This window comes from Winogradskyella thalassocola (assembly GCF_900099995.1).
Classification (GTDB): Bacteria; Bacteroidota; Bacteroidia; order Flavobacteriales; family Flavobacteriaceae; genus Winogradskyella; species Winogradskyella thalassocola.
The window spans coordinates 167,431-178,873 of record NZ_FNCZ01000002.1; the positions used below are offsets into that span (position 1 = coordinate 167,431).

General features: G+C 35.5%; 13 protein-coding genes. 4 read left to right on the forward strand and 9 right to left on the reverse strand.

Features of this window, described 5'->3' with window-relative positions:
- The first annotated feature begins 63 nt into the window (after positions 1 to 63).
- The gene (locus BLT80_RS07705; RefSeq protein WP_092467041.1) at positions 64 to 420 is read left to right on the forward strand and encodes a hypothetical protein; all 357 of its coding nucleotides are present in this window, start codon (positions 64 to 66) and stop codon (positions 418 to 420) included.
- Positions 421 to 515: 95 nt separating this feature from the next.
- Here BLT80_RS07705 and BLT80_RS20025 read toward each other — a convergent pair whose 3' ends face one another.
- From BLT80_RS20025 to gntA, 3 genes are all read right to left on the reverse strand, one after another.
- The gene (locus BLT80_RS20025; protein WP_175455567.1) at positions 516 to 677 is read right to left on the reverse strand and encodes a hypothetical protein; all 162 of its coding nucleotides are present in this window, start codon (positions 675 to 677) and stop codon (positions 516 to 518) included.
- Positions 678 to 746: 69 nt separating this feature from the next.
- Positions 747 to 1,367: a DUF1989 domain-containing protein gene (locus tag BLT80_RS07710; protein ID WP_092467042.1), complete on the reverse strand. Its 621-nt coding sequence runs from the start codon at positions 1,365 to 1,367 to the stop codon at positions 747 to 749.
- Complete coding sequence (gene gntA / locus BLT80_RS07715) at positions 1,364 to 2,047, reverse strand: guanitoxin biosynthesis heme-dependent pre-guanitoxin N-hydroxylase GntA (RefSeq protein WP_092467043.1); 684 nt, start codon at positions 2,045 to 2,047, stop codon at positions 1,364 to 1,366. The genes BLT80_RS07710 and gntA overlap by 4 nt, the downstream gene beginning before the upstream one ends.
- A 208-nt stretch (positions 2,048 to 2,255) precedes the next feature.
- On the opposite strand from gntA, the gene BLT80_RS07720 reads away from it, so the two are divergent.
- The gene (locus tag BLT80_RS07720) at positions 2,256 to 2,774 is read left to right on the forward strand and encodes a DUF421 domain-containing protein (protein ID WP_092467044.1); all 519 of its coding nucleotides are present in this window, start codon (positions 2,256 to 2,258) and stop codon (positions 2,772 to 2,774) included.
- Entirely contained in the window at positions 2,767 to 3,330 is a 564-nt protein-coding gene (locus BLT80_RS07725; protein ID WP_092467045.1) for a hypothetical protein, read from the forward strand. Before BLT80_RS07720 ends, BLT80_RS07725 begins: the two co-directional genes overlap by 8 nt.
- Before the next feature lie 27 nt (positions 3,331 to 3,357).
- On the opposite strand, the gene BLT80_RS07730 is transcribed toward BLT80_RS07725, so the two are convergent.
- From BLT80_RS07730 to BLT80_RS07740, 3 genes are all read right to left on the reverse strand, one after another.
- Positions 3,358 to 3,621, reverse strand: coding sequence for a SemiSWEET family sugar transporter (locus tag BLT80_RS07730; RefSeq protein WP_092467046.1), 264 nt, complete (start codon positions 3,619 to 3,621; stop codon positions 3,358 to 3,360).
- 162 nt (positions 3,622 to 3,783) lie between these two features.
- A complete protein-coding gene (locus BLT80_RS07735; protein ID WP_092467047.1) occupies positions 3,784 to 5,034 on the reverse strand; it encodes a cation:proton antiporter in 1,251 nt (416 codons plus the stop codon).
- Positions 5,035 to 5,052: 18 nt separating this feature from the next.
- Positions 5,053 to 7,185 carry a catalase gene (locus BLT80_RS07740; RefSeq protein ID WP_092467312.1) on the reverse strand — a complete coding sequence of 711 codons (2,133 nt, stop codon included), beginning with the start codon at positions 7,183 to 7,185 and terminating at the stop codon, positions 5,053 to 5,055.
- A 134-nt stretch (positions 7,186 to 7,319) separates the two neighbouring features.
- On the opposite strand from BLT80_RS07740, the gene BLT80_RS07745 reads away from it, so the two are divergent.
- Positions 7,320 to 7,760, forward strand: a complete 441-nt coding sequence (locus BLT80_RS07745; RefSeq protein ID WP_092467048.1) for an MgtC/SapB family protein — start codon at positions 7,320 to 7,322, stop codon at positions 7,758 to 7,760.
- 41 nt (positions 7,761 to 7,801) lie between these two features.
- Here BLT80_RS07745 and BLT80_RS07750 read toward each other — a convergent pair whose 3' ends face one another.
- The 3 genes from BLT80_RS07750 to BLT80_RS07760 all read right to left on the reverse strand — a co-directional run bounded on the left by BLT80_RS07750 (position 7,802) and on the right by BLT80_RS07760 (position 11,404).
- Positions 7,802 to 10,294 (reverse strand): PAS domain-containing sensor histidine kinase, encoded by a 2,493-nt coding sequence (locus tag BLT80_RS07750; RefSeq protein WP_092467049.1) that lies wholly within the window; start codon positions 10,292 to 10,294, stop codon positions 7,802 to 7,804.
- Positions 10,287 to 10,730, reverse strand: a complete 444-nt coding sequence (locus tag BLT80_RS07755; RefSeq protein ID WP_175455568.1) for a response regulator — start codon at positions 10,728 to 10,730, stop codon at positions 10,287 to 10,289. The genes BLT80_RS07750 and BLT80_RS07755 overlap by 8 nt, the downstream gene beginning before the upstream one ends.
- 329 nt (positions 10,731 to 11,059) lie before the next feature.
- Positions 11,060 to 11,404 carry a hypothetical protein gene (locus BLT80_RS07760; protein WP_139181034.1) on the reverse strand — a complete coding sequence of 115 codons (345 nt, stop codon included), beginning with the start codon at positions 11,402 to 11,404 and terminating at the stop codon, positions 11,060 to 11,062.
- Positions 11,405 to 11,443: the final 39 nt, after the last annotated feature.

An 11,443-nucleotide genomic window follows, 5' to 3' on the forward strand; every position in this document is an offset into this window, starting at 1 on the left:
GAAACGCGTTAGTCTAGTCTGTTTATTTGAGATACCTTGTAATGAACCTAAAATCATACAATTATGGATAATGAATTTGCAAAACACGAAAAAGACTATATAAAGATTTATGAATCTAAAGGGTATACCTCTGGCTTTCATTTTAAGGATGGAACGTTAGTTGGGAATGCATCCTCTGATACGTACCAACCCGAGGATCTCCATATTGTAGCTGAGCATCGTTACGAAGGGATGAGTAATCCATCGGACATGTCTATATTATATGTTATAGAAACGAATAAAGGCGAGAAGGGGACTATGCTTATTGGATTTGGTCCGACGGCAGATTTAGAATTATCCGAATTTTTTAATGCCATACCAGAATCTCAAATTTCTGATAAGGCCAATATAAATCTTGATGAAGACTCATCGACGTTATAGGCTTTAAAATTATAAAAAAGTCCGACCTCTTAAGGTTGGACTTTTTTTATTTGTATCTCATTGTTATAGATACATTAATCCGATGATAGTGTGTTCTAATCGTCTTTTAAGCGTTCAGCCCTTTCGCGACGCGTTTCGTTCTGCTTGCCATACTGGTTATAGTGATCGTCCTTTAATGGGCCTTTCTCATCGGTTGCATTTTTATGCAGACGTTTTTCGTGTTCTGTTTTTGGTGTTTCTTTTTTGTCATTTTTCATGATATAATATATTTAGATTATTAACTAGTTTTCTTTTTAAAATGTGCTAAGTCATTTATTGAGGTTGGACTATTGTAGCTTATGCTTAATGTGATGTGGTTCAGTTTCGATATAGTAATGTATGGGTTTAAATGTACCACCATTGCTGTCTTCCGCAGAACATGCCGTGAGTGCCACGAGAAGATCCATTTGGGCTTCTAGGCGTACATAATCTCCCGCTTTTGAGGTGGGGGGGTGCACGGATAGGTTTCCTTTTGTATCGAACTGTACATTCATAAATAGATTGAAAGCTGTCGGAATATCATCGATACCAATACCATAGGGTTTTAGATGCTGATGTAAATTGCCTAAGCAGCTTGGATGGTCTCCTTTATGGTTGTACATAATTTGAAATGTTTCAGGACTGCAGGGAGCTAATAGAAAATCGTTGCGTCCGTTGGTATCTTCTAAAATATGCATCATCTTTTGCGAACGATTAGACCATAAATAATGCCCTTTAGTTAGGAGCATGCATTCTTCAAAGTCTAAGGATTTACCAGAGGATATTTTTTCGTTGTAATCCTCAGCATTAAATAAGACCATATCGCTTACTTGCTCTCCCATAGGATCTATTACGGTAAGGATGTCGCCTTTTTTTAATGTAAAGGCGGCACCAGACTGTTTCTGTATTACGTTAACTAATGGTTTCATACGAATTTAGAGGTTTTATGAAATGGACATTTCCAAGTGCTGTCTACAGCTCTGCCGCTATATTGCTTGGTTTCAGAATCTTTTCCGAAATCTTTTAGCACCGGATTAATATGTCCTTGTAATTTTTTATCTCGTTTTCTAATACGCTTTTTTACTTTTTTATAACTGCCCATGGCACGTAATTGTTCGAATTGCGCATGTAGATTGAATATAATAGTAGGGTAGGGACTTTGGCGTGCCATCCGCGAACTATTAGGATGAAGACCTACAATATAAAACGCGTGGCCTTTGAGACTAAAACTAAAGTTAGGATCTTCGGGGTTGTCGCTGACCAAAACATCCCAATCGCAATCGTCTAGATCGTGTAACTGTTGTAGGGTTTGCCATAAGCTTTTTTCAAAACCTATCTCGGATTCATAATGTTCAAAAGGGAAAACCGCTAAAAATGATTCGAATGTTTTTGACTCAAAATCATACTGATTAATAAAGGATTCTAAGTCTTTTAATAAGTTGTTTAAATCTTCTTTATCCTGTGAAGACTTGTAAACGTTAAGATGATAGTTGTCGGTCATAAATAAGGTCTTCGCCATCACACAAGGGTGCTTTTGGGTAAGTATAAAGTCTTTATAAGCTTCATCTATAGTTTGGTATAATGGGAGTTCTTTTGTGATTGTTTTCATAATTAAGGGTTATTAATTATACATTGAAATCAAATTTAAGTGAGAATGGTATAGCGCGTTTCCTCTATCCGAATTATCATTACCTCAATAGATTAGACCTTGAAATGCTTGCTTTTGAGATGATGATTTCAGTCAGTCTTAATAGCAATTGGGGTAATGGAAGTTTTAATGTCGCAGTAATTTTATGACATAACTAAATTCTACTATTATGACTATTGAAGACGTTTTATGGCTCGTTATTTCCGTATTGGGCATATTCACCACTATTATTGTAATTACACGCATTTTTGGACTGAGAACCTTTGCAAAAATGTCGAGTTTTGACTTTGCCTCTACCATTGCTGTCGGTTCGGTATTAGCCTCAATTATCCTTAATTCGGATTATTCACTTTTAAAAGGAGGTATTGTATTAACTGCTATTATTGGGTTTCAAACGTTATTTTCATACCTGGTGCGTAAGAATTCGGTGTTTAAGCGCTGGTTTACAAATAAGCCCCAAATTATTATGTGGAATGGTAAAATATTACACAACCGTCTTAAAGCCTGTAATGTTGGGGAAAGCGACTTAATTGCCAAATTGAGAGAAGCGAATGTGCATGATTTTAGTGAGGTGAAGGCCGTTATTTTTGAGAGTACTGGCGATGTGTCCGTCATTCATAATGATTCTGATAAGGACGTTGAACCTAGGTTACTACATGATGTAAATACCCACGATTTATATGTTTGATTTTTTAGAGGAAAATAAAAATGCTATTTATGGTGGCTTAATAGCAACACTCTTTACTGGTGTTGGTATTTTTCTATTGGGCAATGTTTCTGGGTATGAAGCCAAGCATTTGCTAAAGGAATCTTTAAACGGATTAAATATGTTGTGCAATACCATCGTTTTGGCATCTGCAACTATTTTGGCCTTATTGCTGACGTTATTGAGCGTGAGCTTTGGGTCTGAATTGTCGTTAAAAGAAATTCATTATAAACAAGTGCTGAGTATTGCGAAATTTGATGTTATCTTATTTATTGCTGCGCTTATTTTATTTCAATTCTTTAATATTCCTATTGTTGAATCGGACAATGTCCCCACCAATTGGTATTCCGTGATTTATTGGATCACCTTGGGGTCTACGTCTGTGATAAGCGGTATGATGATTACCGTTATTTTAATGTTATACCGAGCTGTTACTAATCTTATTGCCATTATAGGATTGGGTAGGGATCACCCCATGGTATCTAAGGAAGATATAAGCGATGAGATAGAGAAGGAAAAAGAAGAGATAGCGTCTTAGTTTAATCAATAGTAATCTACTTTAAGTTTATTTATTGTTGCCTTGAAACCATACAATTTTTAACATGATTCCGTTTAATATAAATGATATACTATTGGTAATAATAATAGGCCAATCCATTTTTAATATGCCGTAGATCGTCCATAACCCGACACCAAGACATAAGATGACGAACATAGTTGGGCTGACGTCCTCTATTTTTTTTGTCTTCACAGCTTTGTGAATTTGTGGTAATACAGCAATGGTTGTAAATATCCCAGCCGAAATTCCTATTAATTCTTCCAAATTCATAACTTATTCCTATTTAATATTATTCATCTAAAATTTACATATTATATGTGGTGTGTTGTTATAAGTAGCTGGCATATAGGTCTTTGTTTTACTATATTTATACATCAGGAAGGCATTAGAAATTTAGCGTTAGTTGCTTTACTAAAATACATCTGGACGTCTTTATTCTACTAATGTATCATCATCTTCAATAGCAGCCATAGAGCGTTTGGCAGTTAAGCCATGTAGTAGAATGGACACTAGAATCACTAAAGCAACAATAGAGAATAATTGATCCGTATTGGTAAACTCTCCGTTTTTTATAGCATAGGTTAAGTAAAATACAGACCCAATGCCTTTAATCCCGAAAAAGGATATCGCCATTTTATGTCTTTTACTCAATTTAGAACCGTAAAGTGAGATATAACCCAATACAGGTCTTATGATTAATACTAAACAAATACTAAATATTACAATTTCAACAGTGACAAAATTCATAATGCCGGCCATTATAGATCCCCCGAAAAACAACATCCAAAATACAATAAGAAATTTCTCAATATTTGAAATAAAGCTTAGACTTGGATGGCCTGTACTATTCGTTTTATTTTTATGTTGATGGTAATGAGCAAATAAACCTGCAAAAAACACGCTTAGGAAACCATAAGAATTTAAAACTTCTGCCAAACCATACGAGATGAGTGTAAGCGATAGTGCCACGAAGGCGAGATGAATTCTATGAGTATTTCCTTCGGAAAGTCGTGTTGTAAAATAACTATAAAGGAAGCCAACCACTATTCCGACTATAATGCCTACCACGGTCTTAAAAAGGACATAGAACGACAGCCATTCTAACCAAACATCGGAATTTAACCCATCGCTTTTAGACCACAGTATGGCTAGATATACAAATGGAAATGCTAATCCATCATTTAAACCCGCTTCTGCGGTTAGGTTGTATTGTGCCCCTAAATTCTTGGATGATTCGGACTGCTTTTTATTCAATTGAATTTCGGAAGCTAGTGCAGGGTCTGTAGGAGCTAACACAGCTGCCAATAGAAGCGCGAGTTCACCTGAGAAATTGAGAACATAATACGATACTAAAAAGACAAAAGCCATAAATAAGGGCATTGTTATACCTAATAATCGCAGTGGACTTAGCCATTCCTTCCAAGAATAATTCAAGCCAATTTTGAGCCCTGCGACCATTAAACTGATAATAACAACCAATTCAGAAAAGTGCAATGTTAAATCGATTTCCCAAGTGGGATCTGGCCAAGGTAATGGCACGTTTAAGTAATAAAACGTGCCACCCAATATAAGTACAGGTATTGTAAAACTAATTTTAAAGCGTTTCAATACTATGGGTAGAAAACTAGCCAATAAAGTCGTCATCCCAATAATTAGTAAAACAATAAAATAACCATCCACCATAAACTATTTATCTTTTATTTAGGCTGGAACTAGAGCCGCTATTTCCATTCTATCCCAATTTCGGTGTTTCGAAATAGCTTCAATAAACGCTTTAGGATTCTCATTAATAAATACGGCTTTATCATCTTTATAATCTGCTACGAACGTTTTGTCAATAAAATGTTCACCTTCATTATCTACCGCAATAGCTTTACAGTGTTTAAAAGCTTCGTTTACAAACTTCTTATATTTTGCTTCTTTTAATAATTTGTCGATAGATTTTTTACCACCAGGAATATATACGGCATCGAATAATACACTTTCCGTAGTCATGATGGCTGCATCCACTTGGTGTTCCATATTTTCGTCACATATTACCGTTCCACCATGAGGAGCTATTAATTTGACCATGGCGTTCTCCTTTTCTAGAGCTTTTTTCATAGCGTTATAATCCTTCATTGAAAAACCATCGCTTATTAACACTGCGATTTGTCGTGTTGCAATACTATTAAATTTTGTATTTGCCTGACTTAGCGCTTTATCTTTATCTAAATAGTTTTTCTTTTTTGGAGGTTGATGTTTTTTAACGTTGGCATCGGCTCCAATGGCTTGATTTATAGGTTGCTCAATTGTATTAGGAATTTTAAGCCCCAAACCTTCTGCTACTTTTGTGGCTAAATCTTTATCTATTTGTGCGATCAGCCAGAGCATACGTTCTTTTATATGTTTTTGATTGCATTTACCAAGCTCAAAAGTGTAGGCCTCGGCAACATGTTGCTGTTCCCAATCTGCTAAACTTCTATAAAATAGTGCTGGTTGTGAAAAATGATCGTTAAAACTCTCACTGCGTGTTCTTATTTTATTAGCATCAATACGTTCTTCATAGGATGTGAAGGCTCCTTCACTCATTTTAGCCAAATGTGGACAGCCACCACCTAAAGTATTAGGAAAATACGCCGTCTGACCTTTAGGTATATCCATTTGCATATGACCATCTCGTTGATTATTATGAACCTCTCCAATAGGTCTATTTATTGGGATTTGATGAAAATTTGGACCACCTAAACGCGATAGCTGCGTGTCGCGATAAGAGAATAAGCGACCTTGAAGTAAGGGATCATTTGTAAAGTCTATTCCTGGAACGATATGGCCTGGTAAAAATGCGACTTGTTCAGTCTCAGCAAAGAAATTTTCTGGATTTCTATTTAAGGTCATTTTTCCAATTATTTCAACAGGAACTAATTCTTCTGGAATGAGCTTTGTAGGATCGAGTAAATCAAATTCAAACTTGTGTTCATCTTCTTCGGCTACCACTTGGATGCCCAGTTCCCATTCCGGATATTGTCCGGCCTCAATAGCATCCCATAAATCTCGTCTATGAAAATCGGCATCTGCGCCATTGATTTTTACAGCTTCATCCCAGGTTACAGAATGCACTCCTAATAGGGGTTTCCAATGGAATTTTACAAAGTGTGATTCCCCTTTTTTGTTTATCAATCTAAACGTATGTATGCCGAAGCCTTCCATCATACGCAGACTTCGAGGAATAGCACGATCACTCATCACCCATATTTGATTGTGTAACGTTTCTGTAGAATGCGATATAAAATCATAAAAGGTGTCATGTGCAGACGCTGCTTGGGGAATTTCTTTATTAGGCTCGGGTTTTACAGAATGAATTAAATCTGGAAACTTCATCGCATCCTGAATGAAAAATATGGGCATATTATTACCAACCAAATCCCATGTGCCTTCTTGCGTATAGAACTTAACAGCAAATCCTCTCACATCTCTAGCTAAATCGGCTGAACCTTTTGAGCCCGCTACCGTAGAAAACCTTGCAAATACGGGTGTTATTCTATTGGTGTCCGTAAAAATGCCAGCTTTACTATATTTTTCGATGCTCTTGTAGAGCTCAAAGTACCCATGAGCGGCACTTCCTCTAGCATGCACAATACGTTCTGGGATACGCTCATGGTCAAAATGCGTAATTTTTTCTCGCAATAGAAAATCTTCCAATAGGGTAGAACCGCGTTCTCCAGCTTTTAGAGAATTATTGGTGTCATTAACTTTTAGACCTTGGTTTGTAGTCATGACTTTATTTTCAGCATTTTTTTCAAATTGCTTTAAGTCTTTTGCTTTTTCGTTAGTGGAGGGTTTTTGCTTTGCCATCGTATTGATTTTTAAAATTCTAATAGAATCTAAAATTACGTAATCAGGTAACATTGGTTAACTCATCCGCATAAATCAATAACCCTAAAACACAGTATTTTTTATTTATTTAAAAAAAATGATAATTTAGAATTATGAATGAATTAAGTCATATAGATTTTATAATTTCAATTGCTACCGCAATGATGGCAGGTGTCATTATTGGCTTAGAGCGACAGATGAAAAATAAGAATGCCGGATTAAAAACGAATGCTTTGGTGGCTGTAGGGGCAGCTATATATGTCAATATATCTTATACCTATATGGGAGTAAACTATGTGGATATGAGTAGAATAATAAGTCAGATTGTGGTTGGTGTCGGATTTCTAGGAGCTGGCGTAATAATGAAAAAAGAAAAAAGTGTATCTGGGCTAGCTACAGCTGCTTCAATATGGTGCAGTGCAAGTTTAGGTTGTTTGGCAGCCTTAAATATGTACGTTGAGTTAATCTCAGCAACATTCCTAATTCTTTTTATAAATTTAATTTTCGGTTACCTAAATCGATATATTTATAATAGGAATAGTGGTGCGGGTTAATATATCATAGTTTGAATACTATATTATTTAAACGCATCTCCTCATAATTCCTCAGGTAGAAATAATGAAAACGTTGCTCCCTTATTAAGTTCGGCAGTTGCCATGATAGCACCTTTATGATTATGGCATATTTTCTTTACAATTGCTAATCCGATACCTGTGCCTTGATATTCTAGTTTACCATGAAGTCTTTTGAAAAGTTCAAAGATCTGTTCGGAATGCTCAGGTTGAAAACCAATACCGTTATCTTTAAACGACATCTTATAATACGTTTGCTCGTCCACTAACGTTTTTATTCCCGTTGTATTTCCAAGAACTTTTTCCGTCGTAATTTTAATTTTAGGCTCAGTATCGGGTTGTACAAATTTAATAGAATTTTCTATTAGATTTTGAAAGACTTGCTTAATTTGAAAAGGCACAACACTTGTTGTACAAAGCTCATCGTAAGTTATTGACGTATTTGTAGCTTCGATTTTTGAATTTAAATTCTCAATGACTTGCAGTAGTAAATCTTTCAAATTAGTAGATTTGAAGTTCGTACCCGTGTCGTCACTTCTAGAGTATTCTAAAAGATCTTCTATCAGCTTACGCATGCGTTGAGCAGAGAGCAAGATCTTAGTGACGTCATTAACTCCTTTTTCTGAAAGGTTATTCGTTTCTCTTTCTACCAAGCGATTGGTAAACATTTGGATTTTTCTTAACGGTTCTTGCAAATCATGACTAGAAATATAGGCAAAAGCTTCAAGCTCATCATTGGTCTTTTGAAGGCTAATTAATGATTGTTTCAATTTTTTATTAGCCGTATTTAATTCGCGGGTACGTTGTTGCACTTGCTCTTCTAAATTTTTTGAAAATTCTTCCAATTTCTTTCGAGCCAAAACACGTTCGGTCGTATCAGTTCCGATGACCATAACACTAGAGACCAAACCGTCTAATTCATATAATGGTTGATAATCGTAATCGGAGTAAAATTCCTTAATACCATCATCGCTTTCTAATACGACGTAAGATTCATTTTCAGAGACACCAACCCCTGTTCTGATGATATCTCTAAAGATTTCAGGGTATTTAGAACCCTTTAAATCGGGGAAAATCTCTAATAATTCTTTACCAATAACGTCCTCTTTCTTTTTACGCCAAAAGGTGTTCAGCAAGGCGTTGTTTGCCATTTCTATGCTCAGGTTATCACCTTTTACGATACCCATTGCAATTGGAGATTGCTCTACGAAATTTTGGAATTGTTTTTGGGACTCTTGAAGCTCAAACCTTGCTTTAACCATGTCCGAAACCTCGTAAGCTACTAGTATCAGCTCTACAACTTTATCATCTTTAATAAGAGGTTGAAAAATAAAATTAAAATACTCTATCTGTGTTACACCATTCCGTTCTAATTTAAAAGGATATTCTGTGCCGTGTTGGGCCTTTTTATTCTTTTTAACAGCCTGAAAAATCGGAAGAATACTTTCCTTAATTTCTGTCAATACATCAAAAAGCGGTTTGTGTAATGCTTCTTTAGAAGTGCGTTGCCATATGTTTAAGGCCATATCGTTTGCCATCTTAATAACGAAATTTTCGCTATCTAATATCGCAATACCCATAGGTGCATTTTTTACCAAATTACGAAAGCGTTCTTCACTTGCCTTTAGCTCATTCATCGCTTTTTCGCGTTGGGTAATATCTTGTAAAATGCCGTTAAATCTATAGGCTATTTTTTCCTCATTAAACCAGGCTCTTCCTAGAGCACGTACGATCCGTTCTTGTTGCGTTGTTTTATTTTTTATAACGTATGTGACATCATATCTACCACCAGATTCATAATCGTTTAGTGAGAGTTCAATTTGTTTTAGGACTCTTTTTTTATCAGATTCAATTATGGCAGCAATGGCATCATCTAAGAAAATGTCGTTATTATGAGGTAATCCAAACCAATCTTTTAATCGGTTGTTCCCTCTAAAAGTATTGGTTAAAGGGCTGAAATCCCATGTGCCTAAATCGGCAGCATCTATGGCGAATTCTAATTCGTCCTTACTCGTTTCAATTTTAGCGAGGTTGATGACACTACTCGTTGTTTCGGTACAAGTGGTAAATACTCCTTCAATTTGACCTAATTCATTTGTTACTGGACTATAGCTATACGTCCAGTAAATATCTTCCATTTGTCCGTTTCTATAAAAGGGTATGAGTTGGTTTTCGTTCCACGTGGCAGGTCCGCCTGCGAGAATTGAATAAATTTGAGGGCTTATGATATCCCATATTTCTGCCCAATAAATTTCAGCCTTTTGGCCTAAAATTTCGGGATGTTTTCCTTCGTTTCCTAAGCTGGGTCTGTAAGCATCGTTGTAAAAGCAGATATGTTCTGATCCCCAAAAAAGAAACATCGGAAATTTGGAATTGAGCATTATGCTCAAAGTTGTCTTTAGACTTGATGGCCAATCTATGGGTGGGCCAATTGGAGTTTTAGACCAATCTTTCTGGCGCATAATTTTACCCATTTCACCACCATCGTTTAAAAAAAATAGGGTTTTACTATTCATTTTCACTGGTAATAAAAAATAACTTTTCTTGTTTGTTTTCTACTGTATTTCGAGGTAATAGGTCTAATGCTCGCTTTATAAGTTCCTTCAATGCGTTAAAACTGATAGGTTTATGAATGTAGAAATCGGCACCAGCTTCTTGCAGCTTAGTTATCGTTTGCGGTACACTAGATGTGGAATACATAAATACTACAATTGTATCGTAGTTAATATTAGATCTTAGCTGTTCTAAACATTTATGGCCGTCTACAATAGGCATATTAATGTCTAAGAATATGGCATCCGGTAATGTGTGGCAAGTTGCCAAATATTCTAAAGCTTCTAGTCCATTATTGAGACTTTTAAAACAAATGTCTTCATTTATTTCTTCGATAGCTTCTTGGAAGAACAGTCTGTCGTCTTCATCATCATCAACTAATAAGATACTGGTCTTCAATACTAGGTTCGGTTTAAAATTAATTGTTAATCAATATACAAATTAATTATATGCGGAGAATTAAATGGATGAAATTATTCGCTATTAATGGTGTAATAATTTTTAGGTTTTATTTATATCTTTAATAGAAAGGTGTTTACGTCTGAGATCTTGGATAGGATAGTGAAGGGGTGGAATGCTAGGGTATTGTTAAGGGGCTTTTTTGTTTACTCGATTTAGCTTCGCTTAATCTTCGCTGTTGAGCTTTATAATAGTAGAAGTCAGCAATGCCATGGTATTGTTATGGATTTTAAAAGGCGCTTTTTGAAAAATCTTACCATATTGATTGTCTAGTTGCATATATGTTTATTAATCATATACTGCGTAATCGGCTTCAGTGTTTTTCCCGTTTCAGGATGTAAACCTAGAGCTGTAACGTATTCTAATTCCTTTTCTTTGTTCTTACCATACCAAATTTTTACACTACCGTTATTATTAAAGAATTGATCCTCACAATGCGGTGTCACTTTTTTAAAAAGTTCTATCCGCTCTTCTTTAAATATTTTTAGCTGATTAACATCGTATTTATTGACATCAAAATTTACTTCTACATAAGTGTTTTCATTCCAAACCATCCAGCGTTGCCTAGTTATATAATTGTATATGACCGTGCCAATTACAAATACTAATACCACTGCAATACTACTTTTATATAGATAATCCGAGCGTTTAGA

What these genes read in the sequence shown, in the direction of transcription:
- BLT80_RS07705 (WP_092467041.1), top strand. Translation starts at nt 64, where the DNA reads ATGGATAATGAATTTGCAAAACACGAAAAAGACTATATAAAGATTTAT.
- BLT80_RS20025 (WP_175455567.1), bottom strand. Translation starts at nt 677, where the DNA reads ATGAAAAATGACAAAAAAGAAACACCAAAAACAGAACACGAAAAACGT.
- BLT80_RS07710 (WP_092467042.1), bottom strand. Translation starts at nt 1,367, where the DNA reads ATGAAACCATTAGTTAACGTAATACAGAAACAGTCTGGTGCCGCCTTT.
- gntA (WP_092467043.1), bottom strand. Translation starts at nt 2,047, where the DNA reads ATGAAAACAATCACAAAAGAACTCCCATTATACCAAACTATAGATGAA.
- BLT80_RS07720 (WP_092467044.1), top strand. Translation starts at nt 2,256, where the DNA reads ATGACTATTGAAGACGTTTTATGGCTCGTTATTTCCGTATTGGGCATA.
- BLT80_RS07725 (WP_092467045.1), top strand. Translation starts at nt 2,767, where the DNA reads ATGTTTGATTTTTTAGAGGAAAATAAAAATGCTATTTATGGTGGCTTA.
- BLT80_RS07730 (WP_092467046.1), bottom strand. Translation starts at nt 3,621, where the DNA reads ATGAATTTGGAAGAATTAATAGGAATTTCGGCTGGGATATTTACAACC.
- BLT80_RS07735 (WP_092467047.1), bottom strand. Translation starts at nt 5,034, where the DNA reads ATGGTGGATGGTTATTTTATTGTTTTACTAATTATTGGGATGACGACT.
- BLT80_RS07740 (WP_092467312.1), bottom strand. Translation starts at nt 7,185, where the DNA reads ATGGCAAAGCAAAAACCCTCCACTAACGAAAAAGCAAAAGACTTAAAG.
- BLT80_RS07745 (WP_092467048.1), top strand. Translation starts at nt 7,320, where the DNA reads ATGAATGAATTAAGTCATATAGATTTTATAATTTCAATTGCTACCGCA.
- BLT80_RS07750 (WP_092467049.1), bottom strand. Translation starts at nt 10,294, where the DNA reads ATGAATAGTAAAACCCTATTTTTTTTAAACGATGGTGGTGAAATGGGT.